This is a genomic window from Methylovorus sp. SPW-M1, from assembly GCF_053848825.1.
Genome location: NZ_CM132626.1, coordinates 2,101,835 through 2,124,796 on the forward strand (window position 1 = coordinate 2,101,835; position 22,962 = coordinate 2,124,796).

The 22,962-nt window shown below is 55.4% G+C and carries 19 protein-coding genes; 11 read left to right on the plus strand and 8 right to left on the minus strand.

Annotation, left to right across the window (positions count from 1 at the left end; genetic code table 11):
* Window positions 1-23: 23 nt before the first annotated feature.
* The 8 genes from ACWWD9_RS09880 to mtnA all read right to left on the minus strand — a co-directional run bounded on the left by ACWWD9_RS09880 (window position 24) and on the right by mtnA (window position 9,347).
* A complete protein-coding gene (locus ACWWD9_RS09880) occupies window positions 24-1,472 on the minus strand; it encodes a sensor domain-containing diguanylate cyclase (RefSeq protein ID WP_455866934.1) in 1,449 nt (482 codons plus the stop codon).
* A gap of 27 nt (window positions 1,473-1,499) precedes the next feature.
* Window positions 1,500-1,814, minus strand: coding sequence for a cell division protein FtsB (gene ftsB, locus ACWWD9_RS09885; RefSeq protein WP_455866935.1), 315 nt, complete (start codon window positions 1,812-1,814; stop codon window positions 1,500-1,502).
* 70 nt (window positions 1,815-1,884) lie between these two features.
* Window positions 1,885-3,171: a phosphopyruvate hydratase gene (eno, locus tag ACWWD9_RS09890; protein ID WP_013441689.1), complete on the minus strand. Its 1,287-nt coding sequence runs from the start codon at window positions 3,169-3,171 to the stop codon at window positions 1,885-1,887.
* Between the two features lie 151 nt (window positions 3,172-3,322).
* Window positions 3,323-4,162: a 3-deoxy-8-phosphooctulonate synthase gene (gene kdsA / locus ACWWD9_RS09895; RefSeq protein ID WP_013441688.1), complete on the minus strand. Its 840-nt coding sequence runs from the start codon at window positions 4,160-4,162 to the stop codon at window positions 3,323-3,325.
* A gap of 103 nt (window positions 4,163-4,265) precedes the next feature.
* The gene (locus ACWWD9_RS09900) at window positions 4,266-5,894 is read right to left on the minus strand and encodes a CTP synthase (protein ID WP_455866936.1); all 1,629 of its coding nucleotides are present in this window, start codon (window positions 5,892-5,894) and stop codon (window positions 4,266-4,268) included.
* 106 nt (window positions 5,895-6,000) lie between these two features.
* Window positions 6,001-7,461 (minus strand): NAD(P)H-hydrate dehydratase, encoded by a 1,461-nt coding sequence (locus tag ACWWD9_RS09905; RefSeq protein ID WP_455866937.1) that lies wholly within the window; start codon window positions 7,459-7,461, stop codon window positions 6,001-6,003.
* A 45-nt stretch (window positions 7,462-7,506) separates the two neighbouring features.
* Window positions 7,507-8,163: a class II aldolase/adducin family protein gene (locus ACWWD9_RS09910; RefSeq protein WP_013441685.1), complete on the minus strand. Its 657-nt coding sequence runs from the start codon at window positions 8,161-8,163 to the stop codon at window positions 7,507-7,509.
* An 86-nt stretch (window positions 8,164-8,249) separates the two neighbouring features.
* Window positions 8,250-9,347, minus strand: coding sequence for an S-methyl-5-thioribose-1-phosphate isomerase (mtnA, locus tag ACWWD9_RS09915; protein ID WP_455866938.1), 1,098 nt, complete (start codon window positions 9,345-9,347; stop codon window positions 8,250-8,252).
* Window positions 9,348-10,021: 674 nt separating this feature from the next.
* Between mtnA and ACWWD9_RS09920 the strand changes: the two genes are divergently transcribed.
* The 11 genes from ACWWD9_RS09920 to ACWWD9_RS09970 all read left to right on the plus strand — a co-directional run bounded on the left by ACWWD9_RS09920 (window position 10,022) and on the right by ACWWD9_RS09970 (window position 22,928).
* Window positions 10,022-13,777, plus strand: coding sequence for a TonB-dependent receptor domain-containing protein (locus ACWWD9_RS09920; protein ID WP_013441682.1), 3,756 nt, complete (start codon window positions 10,022-10,024; stop codon window positions 13,775-13,777).
* A 161-nt stretch (window positions 13,778-13,938) separates the two neighbouring features.
* Complete coding sequence (locus ACWWD9_RS09925; protein ID WP_013441681.1) at window positions 13,939-14,889, plus strand: hypothetical protein; 951 nt, start codon at window positions 13,939-13,941, stop codon at window positions 14,887-14,889.
* Between the two features lie 81 nt (window positions 14,890-14,970).
* The gene (locus ACWWD9_RS09930) at window positions 14,971-15,927 is read left to right on the plus strand and encodes a hypothetical protein (protein WP_013441680.1); all 957 of its coding nucleotides are present in this window, start codon (window positions 14,971-14,973) and stop codon (window positions 15,925-15,927) included.
* 231 nt (window positions 15,928-16,158) lie between these two features.
* Window positions 16,159-16,872 carry a hypothetical protein gene (locus tag ACWWD9_RS09935; protein WP_455866939.1) on the plus strand — a complete coding sequence of 238 codons (714 nt, stop codon included), beginning with the start codon at window positions 16,159-16,161 and terminating at the stop codon, window positions 16,870-16,872.
* A gap of 15 nt (window positions 16,873-16,887) precedes the next feature.
* On the plus strand, window positions 16,888-17,313 hold the full coding sequence (gene gspG, locus ACWWD9_RS09940) for a type II secretion system major pseudopilin GspG (protein ID WP_013441678.1): 426 nt from the start codon (window positions 16,888-16,890) through the stop codon (window positions 17,311-17,313).
* A gap of 137 nt (window positions 17,314-17,450) precedes the next feature.
* A complete protein-coding gene (locus tag ACWWD9_RS09945) occupies window positions 17,451-18,638 on the plus strand; it encodes a type II secretion system F family protein (protein ID WP_013441677.1) in 1,188 nt (395 codons plus the stop codon).
* Window positions 18,635-20,386 (plus strand): GspE/PulE family protein, encoded by a 1,752-nt coding sequence (locus ACWWD9_RS09950; protein ID WP_013441676.1) that lies wholly within the window; start codon window positions 18,635-18,637, stop codon window positions 20,384-20,386. The genes ACWWD9_RS09945 and ACWWD9_RS09950 overlap by 4 nt, the downstream gene beginning before the upstream one ends.
* Complete coding sequence (locus ACWWD9_RS09955) at window positions 20,367-21,311, plus strand: hypothetical protein (protein ID WP_013441675.1); 945 nt, start codon at window positions 20,367-20,369, stop codon at window positions 21,309-21,311. Before ACWWD9_RS09950 ends, ACWWD9_RS09955 begins: the two co-directional genes overlap by 20 nt.
* Complete coding sequence (locus ACWWD9_RS09960) at window positions 21,308-21,832, plus strand: hypothetical protein (protein ID WP_013441674.1); 525 nt, start codon at window positions 21,308-21,310, stop codon at window positions 21,830-21,832. Before ACWWD9_RS09955 ends, ACWWD9_RS09960 begins: the two co-directional genes overlap by 4 nt.
* Window positions 21,820-22,383 (plus strand): type 4a pilus biogenesis protein PilO, encoded by a 564-nt coding sequence (pilO, locus tag ACWWD9_RS09965; RefSeq protein WP_013441673.1) that lies wholly within the window; start codon window positions 21,820-21,822, stop codon window positions 22,381-22,383. The genes ACWWD9_RS09960 and pilO overlap by 13 nt, the downstream gene beginning before the upstream one ends.
* Window positions 22,380-22,928, plus strand: coding sequence for a hypothetical protein (locus ACWWD9_RS09970; protein ID WP_013441672.1), 549 nt, complete (start codon window positions 22,380-22,382; stop codon window positions 22,926-22,928). Before pilO ends, ACWWD9_RS09970 begins: the two co-directional genes overlap by 4 nt.
* Window positions 22,929-22,962: the final 34 nt, after the last annotated feature.

Genomic DNA, 22,962 nt, shown 5'->3' on the forward strand with positions numbered 1-22,962 from the left:
CATCAATACGCTAGCAAGCCAGCTCAACCATTCTTGAAGTTACTGAAAATCACCTGATTACGGCCCAGCGCCTTGGCCTGATACATGGCGTAATCGGCCCGCTCCAGCACCTGCTCGATGCGTTCCCCATTCTGTACCATGGCTACGCCCAGGCTGGCGGTAAGGTGTATAGGCACATTCTTGTGGTCCACCGGACGTGTTTCCAGCGTCTCGCGGATTTTTTCTGCCAGCAGGCGGGCATTGCGTTCGCTGCAATCCTTGAGCAGGATGAGGAACTCTTCTCCGCCCCAGCGGCAAACAAAGTCTACCGAACGCAAACACGAACGTATGATGAGCGCGACCTCAGTCAGCACCTGGTCACCGGCAAAATGGCCATGGCGATCATTGATCTGCTTGAAATGGTCGATATCCAGCAGGATCACCGCCAGGTCTTTGCCATAGCGTATGCGCTCCTGCATGATGACATCGATGATGATCTCAAAGGCCTTGCGATTGGGCAGGTGCGTCAGCGAGTCCGTAGTCGCCATGGTTTCAATCTGGGTTTGATACCGCTTGAGCGCAAGGTTGGTGAGATAGACCGCCAGGGCCGTCAATAGCAGGCAAATCCCAAGATTGATATACAAGGTATTGCGGATGACTTGCGTGGCTTCACTCTCGTTTTTCTCCACGATCAGATACCACTTGAGCTCAGGAATGTAGCGGGTATTGATCAGGCGATCACTGCCTTTGTAGCGGTATTCAAATGAGCCGGTCTCCTGCGAAGTAATCTGCGGCAACAGGGCATGCAATTCAGGCAATTCGCGCACATGGCTGCCGGAGATATGCTGCTTGCTGCCGGACAGCATCACGGTACCTTCGGAGGTGATGAAATACACCGAGCGGCGGAATTTCTCCTGGTAGCCGTCAATCAAGCCTTTGACCGAATCCACCGTGAGGCCCACACCCACGGCGCCTATATAGTTTTTCGCATAATCGTAAACACGATAATTGACGAAAATCGTCAGCGCATCCTGATGCGCGAGGTCTTTGTCTACATTGATTTCATAAGGCTGATTGAGATCACGAACCCGGAAATACCACACATCTCGTGGTTCGGTCTTCTGCACTCTTTTCAGAACGCCGTTGCCGTAATAGTACTGGCGGGTTTTTTCCGAGACGAAAAAGCTGATGAAGGTACCGTAGGTACTCTGGATTTCCTGCAGGTATTTGCTGATGGATTCGACACGCCGTTCGCCATCCAGCACCCAGTCGCGCAGGAAGGTATCGGAAGCCATCATGGAGGAAATGAAAACTGGCCGAACCAGATCGCGCTGAATCTCGGAATAGACATTGTCTGCCGTGAGCGGCAACTCGTTATCGCTGATGGCGCGGTGAATAGAGGCTTTGGACACGGAGTAGCTCATCAGCGAAATGCTGATACCGCCCATCGCCAGGACAAGCGTCAATAAAAAAATGAGCTTGTGTCTATTCATGATGAATTTACCCATGAAGTCGAACTCTTATTTTTGTGGTGCAGCGGGCGGTGCAGGCGGTACAACGGGTGCTTTATCGATCACCTGATAAAACACCTCATCCTGCTTGATCATTCCCAGCTCACTGCGGGCGCGCTCTTCAATGGCAGCAAAGCCCTGTTTCAGATCACGCACTTCTGCGTCCAGTGTATCATTTCGCGCTTTTAACTGAGCGTTCTTGTCTTTCTGCTCGCTGATTTGCCGGTTCAAGTCCCACACCCGCAACCAGCTGCCTTTGCCCAGCCACAAGGGATACTGCAGCGTCGCAATCAGTATGACAAAAATAAGGGTTAAAAATCGCATGGATACGTTTTAAATAACAATGCGCAGTCTGCCAGGCAAACTGCGCATGTTGATTTAATCCGGCAAGTGCTTAGCGAGCCAGATGATAGAAGGCATCGATGCCAGCGTAGCTGGTTGCGTCGCCCAGCTCTTCTTCGATACGCAAGAGCTGGTTGTACTTGGCAATGCGCTCGGAACGGGACAGGGAGCCGGTCTTGATCTGCAAGGCATTGGTGGCTACCGAGATATCCGCAATCGTAGTGTCTTCGGTTTCACCGGAGCGATGCGAGATCACCGAGGTGTAACCCGCGCGCTTGGCGGTTTCAATGGTCTGGAAGGTTTCAGTCAGGGTACCGATCTGGTTGACCTTGATCAGCACGGAGTTGGCTACGCCCTTCTGGATGCCTTCACGCAGGATCTTGGCGTTGGTGACGAAAAGATCATCCCCTACCAGCTGCACGTTTTTGCCCATGCGGTCAGTCAGCAGCTTCCAGCCATCCCAGTCATGCTCGGACATGCCGTCTTCAATGCTGATGATGGGGTATTTGTCGACCCAGGTTGCCAGATAGTCAGAGAACTGGGCGGAGGTCAGTTGCAGGCCTTCGGATTCCAGGTGATACATGCCATTCTTGTAGAACTCGGAGCTGGCGCAGTCCAGGCCCAGCAGAATGTCGCGGCCTGGCTCGTAGCCAGCAGCGGAAATGGCTTCCAGAATCAGCTGAATGGCAGATTCGTTGGATGGCAGGTCAGGCGCAAAGCCGCCTTCATCGCCCACGGTGGTGGCCAGACCCTTTTTGTGCAGGGTCTTCTTCAGGGCGTGGAATACTTCAGCGCCTGCACGCAGGGCTTCGCGGAAGCTGGGCAGGCCAGCTGGAATAATCATGAATTCTTGCATGTCGACGCTGTTTTCAGCGTGCGCGCCACCATTGATAATGTTCATCATGGGGGTAGGCAGTTGCATGAAACCGGAACCACCCAGGTAACGGTACAGTGGCAGGCCGGATTCTTCGGCAGCGGCACGCGCACAGGCCATGGAAACCGCGAGGATGGCATTGGCACCCAAACGGCTCTTGTTTTCAGTGCCGTCGAGATCAATCAGGGTGGTGTCGATAAAGCTTTGCTCTTCCACATCCAGGCCCACAATCGCTTCAGCGATTTCGGTATTCACGTTTTCAACGGCTTGCAGTACACCCTTGCCCAGGTAGCGACCCGTATCACCGTCACGCAGCTCGACGGCTTCCTTGGTGCCAGTAGAAGCACCGGAAGGCACGGCAGCGCGGCCAATAATGCCGGACTCCAGCAACACATCCGCTTCTACCGTCGGGTTACCGCGGGAATCAATAATCTCGCGGGCAATGATGTCTACAATTGCGCTCATGCTTTTTCTTCCTTTATATAAAAACTTGAATGGTTCTGCCCCGGGGACAGGTACATGCCAATAAACAAACGGTACTTAATAAACGGTACTTATGGGTATGACGTATCGATCTGCGGCACTGCCTGCGGACCTCTCCGCCGACAGGCTCCTGTTATAGCGTATGCTCGATAAAACCGGCTTTTTTAACCACGCGATCCAGTTCCACCAGCACCTGCAGCAAGTCTTTCATTTTGGGCAAAGGCCAGGCATTCGGGCCATCTGACAGCGCCTTGCTGGGGTCAGGATGGGTCTCCATGAACAGACCGGCAATGCCACTAGCCACAGCCGCACGGGCCAGGACCGGCACAAACTCGCGCTGGCCGCCACTCTTGTCGCCCTGACCACCGGGCTGCTGCACCGAGTGGGTGGCATCAAACACCACCGGACATTGTGTCTCGCGCATGATAGCAAGTCCGCGCATATCCGACACCAGGGTGTTGTAACCAAACGAAGCACCGCGCTCGCAAACCATGATGGTATCGGCGCCGCCATTGGCTTCCTTGGCTTTCTGCACCACCTGTTTCATGTCGCCTGGCGCCAGGAACTGGCCTTTCTTGATATTCACCGGCTTGCCGCAGGTAGCGACGGCGGTAATGAAATCGGTCTGGCGGCACAGAAATGCGGGCGTTTGCAATACATCGACCACAGCCGCCACATGCGGCACCTGCTCTTCGGTATGCACATCGGTCAGGATAGGCACGCCGATCTGCGCACGCACATCGTCCAGAATACGCAGGCCCTCTTCCATGCCAAAGCCGCGAAAGGTCTTGGTGGAGCTGCGATTAGCCTTGTCGTAAGAAGACTTGTAGATGAAGGGAATACCGATGGCAGCGGCGATTTCCTTCAACTGCCCGGCGGTATCAATCGCCATTTGCTTGGACTCAATGACACATGGGCCAGCGATCAGAAAAATCGGATGCTCGATACCAACATCAAAACCACATAATTTCATACTTTTACGCCTTTAATAATTGCCCATGCTCACCAAGCAGATCGTCCATCAAGCTGTCTGCGACGGAAAACTCAGGGGAGACAGGCTCCCCTTTCAAACCAGCCTATTTGTTTTTTCTGGCTAATGCCGCCTGCACATAAGCCTTGAACAGCGGATGCCCGGTACGCGGATTGGAAGTGAATTCCGGGTGGAACTGACACGCCACAAACCAGGGGTGCACATCCTGCGGCAACTCGATCATTTCACAGAGATTTTCTGTGGGAGTGCGCGCCGAAATCACCAGGCCTGCCGCCTGCAATTGTTCAACATAATGATTGTTGACTTCATAGCGATGGCGATGGCGTTCGTTGACTTCGCTGCCATAAATAGCAGCCGCCATGGTGCCAGGCTCGATAGGACACTTCTGCGCACCCAGGCGCATGGTGCCGCCCAGGTCGGAGTCTTCGCTGCGCACTTCCACATTGCCGCTGGCGTCTTTCCACTCAGTGATCAGGCCAACCAATGGATGTGGCCCTTCAGGATTGAATTCGGTGCTATTGGCATCGGCAAGACCTGCCACATCACGGGCAAATTCAATCACCGCCAGCTGCATGCCGAGGCAGATGCCCAGATAAGGCACTTTGTTTTCACGGGCATAGCGGATAGCGGCAATCTTGCCTTCGGTGCCGCGCTTGCCAAAGCCACCGGGAACCAGAATGGCGTCCATGGCCTTCAATGCGCCAGTGCCGTTTTTCTCGATATCTTCGGAATCGATGTAGTGGATCTTGACCTTGGATTCGGTATGAATCCCCGCGTGTATCAGGGCTTCGGTCAGCGATTTATAGGATTCTGTCAGGTCTACATATTTGCCTACGAAGGCAATATTGACTTCATAGCGTGGGTTTGCCAGCGCATGCACGATCTTGTTCCAGCTGGAAAGATCGGCAGCACGTGCCAGGATATTCAGTTTGTGACAGACGATTTCGTCCAGCATCTGGTCATGCAGCAGGCCAGGAATCTGATAGATGGAGCTGGCATCAATTGCGGAAATAACCGCTTCCGGTGGCACATTGGTGAAAAGCGCGATCTTGCGGCGCTCATCATCAGGAATGGTACGGTCAGCACGGCACAGCAGGATATCGGGCTGAATACCGATTTCACGCAACTCTTTCACCGAGTGCTGGGTAGGCTTGGTCTTGAGCTCACCGGCGGTGGGAATCCAGGGCAATAGCGTCAGGTGGATATAACAGGCGTTGGACTTGCCTTCTTCTATCCCCATCTGGCGAATCGCCTCCAGGAATGGCAGGGACTCGATATCGCCTACCGTGCCGCCTACTTCAACGATGGCAACATCGGCACCTTCGGCGCCACGCTTGATGTGGGCCTTGATCTCGTCAGTGATGTGCGGAATGACTTGTACCGTCTTGCCCAGATATTCGCCGCGACGTTCTTTCTTGATGACGGTTTCGTAAATCTGGCCAGTGGTGAAATTATTGCGTTTGGCCATGCGGGCGCTGATAAAGCGCTCATAGTGGCCGAGGTCGAGGTCGGTTTCAGCGCCGTCGTCGGTGACAAACACTTCACCGTGCTGAAACGGGCTCATGGTGCCCGGGTCGACGTTAATGTAGGGATCTAGCTTGAGCATGGTAACTTTGATACCACGCGATTCGAGAATTGCGCCTAAGCTTGCGGCTGCAATGCCTTTACCAAGTGAGGAAACAACCCCGCCGGTAACGAATACGTATTTGGTCATGTGATGGAGCTTTTCGGACATTGCGGACGGAAGCGTATTTTACTGGAAACGGCCATTCGCCACAAATGACAATTGGCCTTATCGACCGCTTCTGTGCGTCCAGTCATCAAGCGTGGGCGGTACTCAGCCAGCGATTCAGCAAGCGCCTGGCAGAGAGCATGACCTCCGTTGCAGTAAGCCCGACCGGCCCTTGTCCATGGGCCACCGCCGCATCGGCTGCCGCCCCATGCAAGTACGCGGAGAGCAGGGTGGATTCCAGCAAAGGCAAGCCCTGCGCTGCCAGCGCGACGATGATACCGGTCAGGGTATCACCCATGCCAGCACTGCCCAGCCCGGGGTTGCCACTGGCATTAATCCACCAGCGCCCATCCGGCGTTGCCACCACCGTGCCGCAGCCCTTGAGCAGCGCAATTGCCTGATAACGCACCGCCAGGGTTCTGGCGGAAGCAATGCGGTCCGCCTGCAGGCTGGCCGTGTCCGTCGCCAGCAAGGTCGCCGCTTCTCCGGGGTGCGGCGTGATCACCACCGAACCAGGTGCCCGCTCAGCCAGGCGATGCTGCAAATCAGCATCTGCTGCCAGCAGATTAAGCGCGTCGGCGTCCAGGACAAGCGGCGCCGGGTTAGCCAGCGCCTGCTGCAAGGCCGCGTATGCCTGCGGCGAGCGGCCCATGCCTGGCCCCACTGCCAGGGCATGCACCGTGGGCAATTGGTCAGCATCGCGCAGCATCAATTCCGGATACTCCGCATCCAGCGCAGGTGCAGCCGGGTCCAGCAGACCGGCATAAACACGCCCAGCGCCGAGCAGCAACGCCGCACGGGCGGTCAGCAAGGCAGCGCCTGTCATGCTGGCCGCACCACCAATCACGCCTGCGCTGCCATTGCTGCCTTTGTGACTATTCAAGCGCCTGCGGGCAGGCAAGGCGAAAGGTGCATCCAGCAAGGTACCATCGGCTTCCGGCAAAGGCGGCAAGCCGAGCAAATCCACATGCACTTTCCCGGCATGGTCTGGGCCATCCAGCGTATAGAGCCCGGGTTTGCGGCCGAGAAAGGTAATGGTATGGGTCGCACGAACCGCCGTCCCCAGTATGACGCCGGTGTCAGCGGCCAGGCCACTGGGGATATCAATCGCCAGCACAGGCACGCTCAGGGCATTGATGCGTGCGACCAGGTCCGCCATCTCACCGGTCAGGGGCCGCTGCAAGCCTATGCCAAACAAGCCATCAATCGCCAGTTGCCAGGCTCCCGTTTCCGGCCAGGTGTTCAGCACCTCGCCCCCGCATTCCAGCCAGCCATCATAAGCATGCGCAGCATCCGGCGGCAGGCTGGCACGCTGCCCGGCAAATACCACCGTCACCTCGTGCCACCAGGCCTTGAGGTAGCGCGCGGCGACAAACGCATCACCGCCATTATTGCCGGGGCCGGCGACCACCAGAATACGGTTGTGTCCCTCCGCCAACAATGTGCGGGCCAAGGTCGCCACTGCGTGCCCTGCCCGCTCCATCAGCGGTTCTGACGCGTACTGTTGCTCAAGCTTGCGCAGGCTGGAGGTCAGATATAAGGCTTGCATGTCGATTCCTGAGTATTCATTTTCGCACTCGCATGTGTTGCCAGCTTATGCCGATGCCGCCTGGGAGGGCTCGGCCCATGCCCCATAGCCCTTGAACTGTTCAAAGACCTCCGCCATTTCGGCTTCAGTCAGCAACACGGGCTCCCCCACCTGCAAGGCACGCCAGTATTGCTCGCACAGGGTTTCCACCTCATGGGCAATATCCAGCGCCTGCTTAAGCGTGGCACCCAAGGCTATCATGCCGTGATTCGCCAGCAGGCAGGCGCGCCTACCCTGCAGGGCTTGTAAAGCCGCATCCGACAGGGCTTGCGACCCGAACAGCGCATAGGGCGCACAGCGAATATCGCTACCACCGGCTACGGCAATCATGTAATGAAAAGGTGGAATATCGCGACGCAGGCAAGCCAGGCTGGTGGCAAACGTGGAGTGCACATGGATAACGGCGCCAACCTCAGGCCGCGCCTGATAAATATCCCGGTGGAAACGCCATTCGCTGGAAGGCTTGCACCCCGCTTTGTGTTTGCCAGCCATATCCATCAGCACCATGTCATGCGGGGTCATGGCATCGACTTCCATGCCCGAGGGCGTAATGAAAAACCCTTTATCGCTGCGCACGCTGGCATTGCCGGAGGTGCCACGGTTAAGCCCCAACTCCACGAGCTTGCGACTGGTATTCAACAGGTTTTCGCGCTGGCTGAGCATGATGATGTTCACTCCCGGAACGTGAACTGCGATCTTACACGGATTGCTGTAGCCTGCGTATCGGTGCGGTGCCCACCCACATTCCATCAGTCTGAGGTATGAAAAAGCGCATGCAATGCAGCCGGGCTGGCAACGCCCCGCTCGGTGATAATCCCCGTCACCAGTCGCGCAGGTGTCACATCAAAGGCCGGGTTGGCGGCCGCACTCCCCGGCGGCGTGATGCGCAGCCGTTGCACTACCCCATCCGCCGTCACACCCTGCATATAGTGCACCTCATCGGCATCGCGCTCTTCTATGGGAATCTCCCGCCGTCCATCCTGCATGCTCCAGTCTATGGTGGGCGATGGCACAGCCGCATAAAACGGCACCTCATTGTCATGGGCTGCCAGCGCCTTTAGATAGGTGCCGATCTTGTTACAGACATCGCCTGTTGCCGTCACCCTGTCGGCCCCCACGATCACGCAATCCACCTTGCCATGCTGCATCAGGTGCCCACCCGCGTTGTCACTGATGATGGTATGCGGCACACCATGCTGCGCCAGCTCCCAGGCGGTCAATGCCGCGCCCTGGTTGCGCGGCCGGGTTTCGTCCACCCACACATGCACCGCCAGCCCAGCCTCGTGCGCGGCATAGATGGGTGCCAAAGCCGTGCCCCAATCCACCGTCGCCAGCCAGCCGGCATTGCAATGCGTGAGTATCTGCAAGGGTTGCGCCGCAGAGCCGCGACCATGCGCACTCGCCAACGCACGCAGCATGCTCAAACCATGCTGGCCTATGGCCTGATTCAGCGCGACATCTTCATCGCAAATCACCGCCGCCTCGCGCCAGGCCGCAACTGCACGTTCCTCCACCGGCAAGGCCAAAAGCACGCGCTGCATGCGCTGCACCGCCCAACGCAGGTTTACTGCGGTTGGCCTGCTCTGCAACAAGACTTCGCCAGTGCGCTCAACATCGCCATCCAGCGCGCCATCGACAATACCCAAGGCCATGCCATACGCCGCAGCAGCACCGATCAAAGGCGCCCCGCGCACCTGCATGTGCTTGATGGCATGCACCATCTCATCCACGGTTTCGATGCGGGCGATATGCAAGCGGTGCGGCAGCTGGGTCTGGTCGATAATCTCCACCGCCCCGCCTTCCACCACCGGCCAAATAGTACGAAAAAAAGCTTGATTTATTTTCATTTGAAAGGGTGCCAAATACGAAATATTCCTATCCACAAAATCTGTGGATAATTATGTGGATAGCTGTGACTTAAAAATGTAACCATTGCATTTATAAGGACTTTTTTAAATCGCTTATTTTTTGAACTTATTTGCAACTCGTTGTTTATTATAAATAAATTCGTATGTTATTGGATTTGTATCATTTTTTTACACGAGTTAATGTAACACTTTAGGTGGTGTGTATAAATGAATTCAAGAAGCACTGTTTTACCCGCATGGCAAGCGGTTTTTACACCAATTTCATAAAGCCTTGCTGCTTAACAGGCTTTTTACATTTGTGTTGCTATTTCCATCCGCAGACGTGATTTGACATCGCCTTTTTACACAGACCTCTCCCCCACGAACGCGCTGCCAGACTTACGCTCGCCCGCCTAGCTTTCATCGGGAAATTTTCCCGATCACTTGCACCGTTAGAACTTTTTCGCGTGCTGGTTACTATCAGCCAAATTGGCTGCATATCTTCAGCCAATTTGGCTACTACCAACCACCTTCGCAATTTTAGGCATTACAACTTTTTACAATCCATCGAAACATCAACCTTTTAATTTATATGATTTTTTCTATTATTTAGTTACATATTTTTACATTTGGCACATCTCTTGCCCCTTCATGATTATCGTGGAGGGATGTAAATGCAATTTCAAAAAACATATAACCAGACAATAAAAAAAGGCTCAAAACAAGGCCAAAAGCTTGCCCTATGGGGCAGCATGCAGCAAAAAAATCAGGATTTCCAATCACATTTTCCTCAAAAGAAAACCGGGAAAATTTCCCGAGCAATAGGGGCTTACTGTATCGCACTGTGTACCCAAGCTCACGCCGTGGATATTGAAGAGGAATATGCCAACGCAGCAAAAACCAACAAACAGGATGCGTTAGCGCAACTACCCGCGCAAGCGTCCAGCTTTAATGTATCCAAAGGCATCTTGCTGGCTGCAGGTACCGATGAGCAAAACGGGGTATCAACCCAACCAGAAAATAACCCGAATGCTCTACCCGGTGAAAGTTCAGCAATGAAACTCCAGGAGATTCAGGTGCGGGCAAAACGGCTGTATGAAGTGGGACCCCTGCCAGGGCTGGGACTCACCAAGGAAGAGATTCCCGGCAATGTGCAGAGCATCTCGGCCAAGGAAATCAAAGAAGCCAATGCCTTAAGTATCACTGATTTGATGAACACAAAATTGCAATCGGTCAATGTCAATGATTACCAGAGCAACCCCTTTCAAATGGATGTCACTTATCGCGGCTTTACTGCAAGCCCTCAAATCGGCACGGCACAGGGCTTATCCGTGTTTGTTGATGGCGTTCGGGTTAATGAACCATTTGGCGATGTCGTGAACTGGGACATGATCCCGCTTAACGCATTGAGCTCGATCGATGTGTTCCCCGGCGGTAACCCGGTATTTGGTCTGGGAACACTGGGTGGCGCCATCTCCATGCGAACCAAAAGTGGCTTTACTGATGTCGGCGGATCAACACAGATCCTGACCGGATCCTTTGGCCGCAAGCAATTACAGGCCTCATGGGGCGGAAATAACGGCGTGATTGCCGGTTTTTTATCGGCCAATCTATTCATGGAAGATGGCTGGCGCGACAACTCCCCTTCACGGGTGAATCAAGTGTTCGGCAAAGCGGAATGGCAGAATGAAAACCTGCGATTGAGCTTTGCCACCCTGCTAGCGCAAAACAAATTGGTGGGTAACGGCATGCTGCCGACCGAGATGGCAATGCAAGACAACTCTCAGGTATTTACCTCGCCGGATATCACCAGAAATACACTGGCGCAGTTTCAACTGAGCGGCATCTGGGATGTCAGCGACACCTTTAACGTCACGGCCCAGGTGTATCGACGTGACAGCAAACGCCACGGTAGCACTGGCGATGTCAATACCAATATCAGCGGAACAGTCACCCGTCGCGCGGAGGCTGGAGAAAAAGTATCAGCTGGCTTTACCGACTATGATCGTGATGGTCTGCCAGACCTTCAAGCCACAGTCTACAATGTGGCCGCGACAACGGAAGGTTACTTGCTTGATATCCATGGCAATCCCCAATTCCTGTCCGATGGCTCTGAAAACACAGCATTTGATCCTAACAATCTGGCCATAGGCACGGATGCAAACTCGCCAGCGGTCGCGGGGCAAGGTACGGTCGATGTTATCGACTCCGAAGGCAATGTGGTTCGTCAAGCACTTCAATGGGGGGCGAATCCGAACTCAACCTTAAACCCAACCCTGCCCTCTCAATATAACCAATATATAAAAGAGATGTGGGCTAATCGATCTTTTCCAAATAACTGGGATGGCATTTCGCAAAAATATGGTTTTACCAGTGTTATCAATAATCAGGGTGGGCAAGCTTATACCTACAGTGTAGGGGGTGTTTCAGAAGGCTATTTGAATGGCAACTATCTGGATAATAGTGGGTTCATTGTCTATGTTGGCGCAAATGCGATTAATCCGGACGACTATTTGATTTATGAGCGAGATCAGGATGGGAACATCATCGCTTCGGCGCCCAAGCTCGGTCAGTTCAACTCAGCCAACCCTGGGTTAGGAAAACCACTTGGACTCATCGTCAGAAATGACACTTCAGTAGGCAGCCGCGGCATTAACCGCGATGGAGCAGACGCGAACTCGGGAACAGGACGAGGCACAGGCCCAGGTTATGCCTGTGATGCCCAAGGCAATAATTGCACGCCCACAGCTGTCATCACCAACACCCAGATCGACCAGATTACTGATGGCGCTTCGCTGCAACTTAACTGGAATCTGGAAAAGCACAAGTTCATGGTGGGTGCCTCTATCGACAGCGCAGGGGCGGACTACAACAGCAAGCAGCAACTGGGGCTTCTGGATGCTAACCGCAACGCTTATCTGGCCGCAGACCGCATAGGCTATGAATACGCGGCAGCCTCTTATGGTCTGGGGCTGAATGACTTCAACGGCACCAGCATTACCAAGAGCCTGTATGCCAGCGAGACTTGGTCACCCACGAAAAACCTTAACTTCAATACTTCATTGCGCTACAACGCCACACGCGTACGCAATGTTCTGGCCACCAACAATATCCTTGGCCTGAATGGCCCGGCCTCGTTCCTTAACTTTTACAGTTTAGGCGTCTTATGTACGGATAATAACAATGACGGCACGATTACCGCAGATGAATGCCCTTCCGGAGAGATCAATTACTTCACACCCGAATATGCTGCGGGCAGAGGCCTGATTGGTTCAGCAGAAACGGAAAAGTTTAGCTACTACTCTTTAAATCCATCATTTGGCGGCACATGGCAAGTCAATGAAAAGTTGAATGTCTATGGCAACTGGAGTCAAGGAGCTCGCACCCCCTCGGTGATTGAACTAGGGTGCGCATACGACGACACCCCTGTCCCTAACTATGATACGGCGGGCAATGTGATTAGTACCATGCCGCGCTCTCTGGTCGAACGGCGCTTTTGCAGTTTGCCAAGCACGTTGTCGGGCGATCCATATTTAAAACAAGTCATCTCCAAGACTCTGGAGTTTGGTGCACGTGGCTATATCACCGAAGATATTCAGTGGAATGCCAGCGTGTACCAATCTAATCTGGAAGATGATATTTACTTTGTATCGTTCACGCCCGACCGCAGTTATTTCCAGAATGTAGGGGCTACTCGCAGGCAGGGGGTAGAAATGGGCCTGCAAGGCAAATCGGGGCGGGCTAGCTTCCGTGTTAATTACTCTTTGACTGATGCAACCTTTCAGGATGACTTCCTGACGGCAAGCCCCAACAACAGCAGTGCTGGCAATGTCATTCAACGAGATGGTCTGGCAAGTTCACTAACACCTACGGGCTATCAGCAAATTCATGTGCGTCCGGGAGACCGTATTCCCGGTGTGCCGTTGCATAACCTGAATGCAAGTTTCAGCTATGACATTACCGACAACTGGTCTATGGGCATCACTGCCGTGATGCACTCCGAAGCTTTTGTGCGCGGCAACGAAAATAACAAACACCGTGAAGGCGAATCCTTGCCTCTGGTGGGAGGGTGTGGAGATAGAGCCGTAAATGATTATGGGGTGCTATACGGCTCCAACGCGACCTGTAGTTACACTATCAACCGGCCCAATGTGCGCTTTCCAGGCAAAACACCAGGCTATGCCGTATTCAACTTCCATACCAGCTACAAACTGGACAAGAACCTGACCCTGCGTCTGCAGGTTAATAATCTGTTTGACCGGGAATACTACAGTGCGGGGCGTTTGGGCCTTAATCCGTTCTCCCCATCCACCAACGGTCTGATAGGCACCGGAGGCTTTAACTACAACTCCAGCGAATGGCGAAGCAGCACCTTCCTGGCGCCGGGTGCGCCTAGAGCTGCCTGGGTCAGCCTCACGTATGATTTTTAGGGAATTTTATGGTTTTAAAGGGGGAAAGGGGCATTGTGACTGCCCCCTGCAATATTCATCCGCAATCAACTTAGCGTTTTACAGGCCCTAATGCTGATTGAGGTGAATTGGTGAAGCGGGCAGCCACAAATGCCTGCCTATTGTAACTATAGGAGATAGTAATGAGAAACTTGTCTTTGCATGCCGCTATTGTTGCCGTTCTGGGTGTGGTCTCGGGCGCTGCCCAAGCTACCGGTCTGGTTGGTCTCCCATCTACAGGGTTTTCAACTGCCGGGGGCACTTCTGCCTACACACTGTGCAACCAGACTGGCAATTTTGGTTCGGATGACTTCACTGCACCAACAACAAGTGCAAACAACACTTGTGCTGTGTTCCCGTCCAATATCAACACTTCGCCTGTTTCTGGTTTTACGCTGGTTTCTGGCACTTCGGTAACCCGCACCATTACAGCCAATGGCCAGACTCTTGGCACCCTTGAAGAGCGCGTGTTCCGCAATTCCAACAACACGGAGTGTATCTACGGCAAGCGTCTGCGTATGAACACTGCCGCCAGCGCCAATTTCGATTACAACCCGCAGTTGACTGGCGCTCAAAAACTGGAAGTGAATGATGTAGCGCTTGCTGGGTTCAGCAGCACGACAACCCCTGAGGCAGGCTATTACTTCACCAACATTTCAGATTCGCCTGTCTTCCGTATCGGCCGGGCTCACACCTCCGTGCAAATGCAAGCAGATGGCAGCAATCCTGCCAATATTGCTTCAGGTTATCTGGCACAACCGCTCACCAGCGGCGCACCAGCAGCCAGCACTGAAATCAATGGTGTAGGCCAAACTTATCCAACCTTCCCAGGTAGCCCAACAGCTGCGCAGCAAACTGCCGCGATCAGCACCAACTGGGTTGATTTCACCATGGATATCACCGGCGGTGAGGATGAGGACGGTACCACCGAGCCAGACAGCTCCATGCTGTATGTGCGTGCTGCATGCACATCTGCAGCACCGGTTGCGCTGGCTAATAGCGTGAAAATTCGCCAAACCGGCCAAGAGACTCAACCATGGGTCACGATTAGCACAACTGGTTTTGCACGTTCAGGCGCTAACACCAGCTTCTAATGTAGTGAATTCTCGTTTCTGAGAACCACCTTCTGGCATTCGTGCCAGAAGGTTGGGTAACCAAATTTAAGGAGCGTAATAATGAAACGACTGAATGTTCACCCTGTCTTGTTCATAGCGCTGTATTTGATCCCCACCGCCAGCCACGCTACTGGGCTGGTCGCTCTACCCGCCACGGGTTTCGTAACCAGTGGTGGCACCTCTGCCTATACTTTATGCAACCAGACGGGCAATTTTGGTTCTGTCACCCACACTCCTCCAACTGCGGGTGCCAACAACACCTGCGCTGTATTCCCCAGCAATATCAACACTTCACCGGTAAGTGGCTTTACTCTGGTGTCCGGTACATCACTGACCCGCACGATCACGGCCAACGGCCAATCACTTGCATTCATGGATGAACGTGTATTCCGCAATGCCGCCAACACCGAATGCATCTTTGCCAAGCGTCTGCGCATGAACACCGTGGCGGCAGCCGACTTTGACTACCACCCGCAACGCACAGGATCACAAAAACTCGCCGTCAATGACATAGCATTTGCGGGTTTTAACAACTCCACCAGTCTGCAGGCCGGATATTACTTGCCTCCTAGTGTTGTTGAGTACTCACCTATCTTCCGTATCGGCCGCACCCACACCTCAGTACAAATGCAGGCAAATTATTTCAACCCAAACACTATTGCGACAGGCTATCTGGCTCAGCCACTCACCAGTGGTGCACCGGCAGCCAGCACCGAGATCAATGGCGTAGGCCAAACTTACCCAACCCCTCCTGGTAACCCAACAGCTGCACAGCAAACCGCTGCTATCAGCGCTAACTGGGTAGATTTCACCCTGGATATTTCCGGGGGTGCGGATGAAGATGGAGCATCCGCCTCGGATAGCTCCGTGATGTATGTCCGCAGTACATGCAGCTCAGCTCCTCCTGTCGCCCTGCCGAACAGCGTGAAAATTCGTCAGACCGGCCAGGAAACCCAGCCATGGGTCACCATCAGCACTATTGGTTTTGTTCCAGCGGGGGCAAATACCAGTTTTTAAACCTTTGTTGAATCACTGTTACGCAAGCCCCCTGGCGCGGATGCGTCAGGGTTTAGATGAAAAAAGGATGTTGTAGAGCAAATGAATACAAACCACTTGTTATTGTTAACCTCATTGATCATAACCAGTCATCAGGCACATGCAAAATTAGGATTTGTCGATATTCCGATAGCTGGATTTAGTGAATCTGCTTATCGCATCTGCAATACCACCGGGGACTTTGGCCTAGGCTTGAGTACACCTCCCTCAGCGTCTGAAGAAAACGAATGCGCGGTATACACCGAGGCCATGATGCGTGATGTGATGCGGGCCCCGCTCGCAGGATACAAACTCGTCGCCTATACCTCAAAATCTGCCCTGGTCCCTGAGAAATATGTTCAGGCCGATCCCGATGTAGCAACTGTCAGCGATACCCTCTGGCGCAATCCGGAGAATGGGTTCTGTTTGTATGGCACGCATGTCCAGCTAAAAAACATCACGCTGAAAAATGGCAAATCGTTTGAATTGAATGACGTTGTGCGCGGCGGCTTCGCCGGTAAATCCGTAGAAGCAGCCTATTTTTTCTCCAACCATCCGCGTGCTGCACGTGAAACCGAGGTGGTATTCCGCATTGGGCGCACGTTTACCTCTGTACGCCATATGCCTGGCGATAGCGCATTACCAAAACTGCCTTCCAAGGCCAATGAAAAACCCATTGCCATTCACGACCATGAAGCTGCCGTTAATGACAACTGGGTTGACTTCACAACCGATGTCAATCCCCAGGATCCTGACGGTACTAGCTACCCCTACACCTCAACCCTATACGTCAAAGCGGAATGTGCGACAGCAGAGCCGCGCGAGTATGAGGGAGCTATTCGCCTGCGCTCTACCGGACAGGGGCAGGATGCCATCGAAATCTCGCTACCGGGCTATGCTCCGCCGGGCGCCATCATCAGCCAGTAATTACAAGGAATTCGCATGAAATACCACTTAAGCCCACGCGCTAACGCTGGCTTCACCCTGCTGGAACTCCTCGTCGTCATGGTCATCATCGGCCTCCTGGCGGGTTATGTCGGGCCTAAATATTTTGCGCAGATTGGCAAGTCGGAAGTGAAAACGGCCAAGGCGCAGATTGATGCGCTGGGCAAGGCACTGGATCAATACCGGCTGGATACCGGGCATTACCCGACCACGGAGCAGGGGCTGGCAGCGCTGAATAGCGCGCCGTCTGATGAACCGAAATGGCAAGGGCCTTATCTGCAGAAAACCGTGCCGAATGACCCCTGGGGCAAGCCTTATCAATACAAATATCCGGGCGAGCATGGGGAATTTGACCTGTGGTCGTTTGGCAAGGATGGCCAGGCCGGCGGCAATGATGAGTTTGCCGATGTGGTGAACTGGTAGCGGCCAGGTGGCCTACCGCAGGTGTGGTAAAGCGACACAGAAATGCATGTGTGCAGTTAACGCGCTGACATGGGGCGCGATTTGTGGATATGCCTTTCAAGTATATGAAATTGAAGCGTGATGAGAGTTGAGCTGCCATGAAATTTGAACTGAAAGTAGCCCGCGGGCAGCAGATTCAATCGCTGGTGCTGGATGCGAGCGATGCGATACAAGCCCAGCTGCAGGCTGAGGCTCAAGGCTATAGCGTGCTGGCGACCAAGGCGCAGGGCAAGCTGGCGGTGGCGCGTGGCCTGGGCAAGCAGAAATTCAACCTGATGCTGTTCAGCCAGGAGTTATTGTCGCTGCTGGATTCGGGCCTGAGCCTGGTGGAGGCGATAGAGGCGCTGGCAGAAAAAGAAGCCAATGCCGACTCCAAAACCATCCTGACTCAAGTCATGGCCGCGCTGTATGAAGGCCTGCCGCTATCGAGCGCACTGGAGCGCTTTCCACAGGTATTCCCCGCGCTGTATGTGGCGCTGATCCGCAGCAGCGAACGCACGGGCGACATGGTGCAGGCACTGGGCCGCCATGTGACGTATCAGGGTCAGCTGGATGCCGTGCGCAAGAAGATCGTCACCGCCTCCATTTACCCGGTACTGCTGATTATTGTCGGCGGGCTGGTGATGCTGTTTTTGCTGGGTTATGTCGTGCCCAAGTTCAGCACGATTTATGAAAGCGCAGGCAATGACCTGCCGTGGATGTCACAAGTATTGTTGGCCTGGGGCCGTTTGCTGCAAGAGCACGGCCAGCAGGTGTTTCTCGGATTTATTGCCGTGGTGAGCGTGCTGGGCTATGTGCTGAGCCGCCAGGCCGTGCGGGCCGCCATCATGAATCAGGTGTGGAAGATCCCCGCGCTGGGCGAAACCATGCGCATTTATCAGCTGGCGCGTTTTTACCGCACGCTGGGCATGCTGCTGCGCGGCGGCATTCCGCTGGTCACCGCGATGCAGATGGTGTCTTCGCTGTTGCAACCAGCACTGCGCAATAGTCTGGCCCTGGTCGAGCGCGACATTCGCGAAGGCAAGCCACTCTCCAGCGCCATGGAAGAACATGGCATGACAACGTCCATCGCCATCCGCATGCTGCGCGTGGGTGAACGCACCGGCCGCATGGGCGAGATGATGGAACGCATAGGCGTGTTTTACGATGAAGAAATCGCCCGTGCTGTGGATTGGTTTACCCGCCTGCTGGAGCCCTTGCTGATGGTGGTGATCGGCCTGGTGATCGGCGTGGTGGTGGTGCTGATGTATATGCCGATTTTTGAACTGGCGGGGAATATTCAATGAACCAACCTCTGGACGCCATGTTATCGCCCGCGCTTGATCAGCTTGCCGCGCAAAGCACAGGTAACGACATCATGAGCCCGCCTGCCCAACTCACACTGGCACAGGTAGAGCAGGCACGCCAGCTTGCCAGCCAAAGCCAGCGCCATGTGCTGGATGTGCTGGAAGAACTCTCGGCGCTGGATGCCGATAGCTTTGCCCAGGCACTGGGCGCCCTGCTGCATTACCCCGTATTGCCCATGGCCGAGCTGCACTTGCTGACACCGGATTTTGCCCTGCTGCCCTATGCCGAAGCCAGCAAGCAGGAATGCGTTGCCCTGCGCGATGATGACGGCCAGCTGCATATGGTCTGCGCCAACCCGCTGGACCCTTACCTGCATGGCCGCATGGAGCTGCGCCTGGCGGAGCCCGCCCACTGGGCACTGGCGCACCGCAAGGATTTTGCCGCCTACCTCGCCCGCTTTGAAGAAAGCATGCGTGCCATGGATGGCATTCTGCCGGAGCATGGCGATGCCGAAAGCGGCAACAGCGGCATAGAAGATATTTCGCTACGCTCCATCTCGGAAGACACCAGCCCGGTGGTGAAGCTGGTGCGTTCGACGCTGTATGACGCGCTCAAGGCCGGTGCCAGCGATATCCACATGGAAACCGATCCCCACGGCCTCACCATCAAATACCGCATCGACGGGGTGCTGAACATGGTGGGCAGCGTGCAGGGGATAACGCAGGCCGAGCAGGCGATTTCACGCATCAAGGTCATGTCCGAGCTGGATATTGCCGAGCGCCGCGTGCCGCAGGATGGCCGCTTCAAGGTCATGGCCATGGGACGCGAAGTGGATTTGCGCGTGTCCATCATGCCCAGCGTGTTTGGCGAAGATGCCGTGTTGCGGATTCTGGACCGCAAGGCCGTCACCGATCAGGCCAAGGGCCTCAGCATGGAAGTGCTGGGCTTTGAAGAATCCATCATGGCGCGCTTCCGCCTGCTGGCCGAGGAGCCCTACGGCATGCTGCTGGTCACCGGCCCCACTGGCTCAGGCAAGACCACCACGCTGTACGGCATCATCTCCGAAATCAATAACGGCCAGGACAAGATCGTCACCATTGAAGACCCAGTGGAATATCAGCTGCCTGGCGTGCTGCAGATTCCCGTTAACGAGAAAAAAGGCCTGACCTTTGCCCGCGGCCTGCGCAGCATTTTGCGGCACGACCCGGACAAGATCATGGTGGGCGAAATCCGCGATTCCGAAACCGCGCAGATTGCCGTGCAGTCTGCCCTCACCGGCCACCTGGTACTGACCACGGTGCACGCCAACAATGTGTTTGACGTGATCGGCCGCTTTACCAACATGAACGTCGACCCCTACAGCTTTGTGTCTGCCATCAACGGCATCATGGCGCAGCGGCTGGTGCGCATCATCTGCCCGCACTGCGCGGTGGATGACATGCCGGACGACGAGCTGCTGGCCAAATCCGGCGTAACTGCTGACATGCTGCCCAGCTTTCACTTCCGCAGCGGGCAGGGCTGTGGCCATTGCCACGGCACTGGCTACAAGGGCCGCAAGGCGGTGGCCGAATTGCTGGTATTCAATGATTTGATCCGCGAATTGATCGTCACCCGCGAACCCGTGCGCAAGGTAAAGGAAGCCGCCCGCGCCAACGGTACCCGCACCATGCGCGAAGCCGCGCTGGATATGGTGCGGCGTGGCGAAACTACCTTACTGGAGATCAACCGTGTCACCTCGCTGGTCTAACATATCTTCTGGCCTTTACACAGGCGGCGCCTCTGGCCTGCTCTCGCGCCTGCCGCTCATAGGCAAGCTGGGGCGCGACGAATTGCGCGTGCTGGTACAGCCGCACCAGCTGGTGCTGACGCGCCTGGGTGGCTGGCGCAAACAGCGCGTGATATGCGAAGACGTGATCACCATTGCCCGCCCGTCCCCTGCCATGGCCGGTGATGCCGGCATACCCGCCCCTGCCATCTGGCAAGCCGCCCTCACCCAACTGGCTCTGGCGCTACGCGATCAGGCCTGGCAAGGCTGCCAGCCGCGTGTCGTGCTCTCCAATCATCTGGTGCGCTATGTGCTGATTCCCTGGAACGCCAGCCTCAGCCGGCCGGAAGAAAAACACGCCTTTGTGCGCCACTGCTTTACCCAGGCTTATGGCGAGCCTGCCCGGCAATGGGATCTGCGCGTCAGCCCGACGGGCTATGGACAGGCCGCCATCGCCAGTGGCGTCGACCCCGCCCTGCTGCAAGCCTTGCAGCACTGTTTCGCCGAAGCGGGCATGCGGCTGCAACACATACACCCACTATTGATGCAGGCCATTAACGAGACCGCTCGCCAGCGCAGCAAGCGTGCAGGCAAAGGCAAGCGCGGCAATACCAGCGCATCCGGCTTATGCCTCGCGGTGCTGGAGCAGGGGCGGATTGCCGTGCTGCTGCAACAGGACAAGCAATGGCGCAGCGTGCAGTGCCACAGTGCCCATGTTGACGCCCTGCCCGCCCTGATTCAGCGGGATGCGATATTGGCCGGGCTCGATAGCCAGCCATGGCCTGTGGTCGTCTACAGCGCTGAACCGGGTGCGCCGCGCGTGCATATCAGTGGCCGTGCGCTGCAGCAGTTCAGCCGTGAAATTCCTTTTGTACGCCAGCCTGGGCTGGCGGAGACCGCATCATGAAAACCCTGGTACTCAATCATGGGCGCCCTGCCCACGCGCAAACCTCGCTTGCCCGTCTGCTGTTGCTGATCGGCGGCGCGGCCGCTGTCGCCACCGGCATTGCCTGGCAACAACTTGACGAACAGCAGCGCAAGCTGGAACAGGATCTGCAGCAATGGCAGCAGCCACGCCGCAACACCAGCAGTCTCTCGCTGAGTGGCAAGGAAAACGCCGCCAAGCGCGATGAGATTGCCGCGGTAAAAACCGTGATGGCCGAGTTGGCACTGCCCTGGCGGCCGCTGTTTAAAACCCTGGAAGGCCTGAATACGCCCGAGGTCAAGCTGCTGGCGATTGAGCCCAATGCCAGGCTGCGAAAAATCCGCATTACCGCCGAGGCGATGGACGTGGAAGGCATGCTGAGCTACGTGCAAAAACTGGCAGCACAACCGGTATTGCAGGATGTGTTTTTACTGACCCATGAACGCAGCGAAGGCAGCCCCATGCCCGTGCATTTTGTTGTGGAGGCCGCATGGGTACAGTAAACCAGCATGCCATCATGGCCTGGCTGCAGTACCAGGCGCGCCAGCTGGGCTGGCAGGGGCTTCTCGGGCTGGTCCTGCTGGTGATCAGCGCGGCCCTGGTACTAGGCTGGCTGGTGCCAGGCAATACGCATCTGGCACAGCGTGAGCAGGAGCTGGACGTCTTGCGCGCCACCATGCCACAACATCAGGCCCGCTTTGTGGATCGCTCCCCACAGGCCACGCTCAATACCTTTTATGGCTTTTTGCCCGCGGAAAAAGAAGCCACCCGCCTGCTGGGCGTCATACTGACCACCGCCACCGAGCATCAACTGGTACCGGAAAAAGCCGACTACTCTCTGGCACGCAGCCCAGCCGCGGCCTTTACCCGTTATCAGATCACCCTGCCAGTGCGTGGAAACTATGTGCAGATACGCAGCTTTGCCAACCAGGTATTGCAGCGCATACCATCAGCGGCGCTCAACGAGATCACGCTGAAACGCCAGGATATCAATACCGAAGCACTGGAAGCCCGTCTGCGCTTTACCGTATTTTTGCAGCGGGGTCAGTCATGAGCGAACGCACGCCTGTTTCCCGATATGCGATCTGGCTGGGCCTGGCGCTGACACTGGGCGCCACCGTGTGGACATCCATCAACGAACCTGAAGCGGATGTTGCCGCGGCAAGGCCTAAGGTCAGCAAACCTGGCAAGCCCGCTACCGCAATAAAACCCGAACGCCAGGTATTCGCCTCCGGCTCGCGCGGTGAGGAAGCCGCGGATAACGACGAACTGGATATCCGCAAGCTGAGCCAACGCACCAGCGATGAGCCTATTCCCAACCTGTTCAATCTGGAAATGCCAGAGCCCCCTGAGTCTGCCCAGGCGCAGGAAGCTCCACCCGTGCCGCAAACGCCGGCCTTGCCATTCATCTATGCGGGCAAGCTGGTTAACAACGGCCAGCTGACGGTGTTTCTCAGCAAGGGCGCATTGAATTACACCGTGCGCGAAGGCGATGTCATCGGCAAATGGCAGGTAAAACGCATAGAGCCGCCGCAGATGATCATGAGCTACCGCCCATTGAATACCGAAGTTCCCATGATGATTGGAGATATCAATTGAAATTGCCCCGCCCTTATCGCGCTGTTGTTGTTGC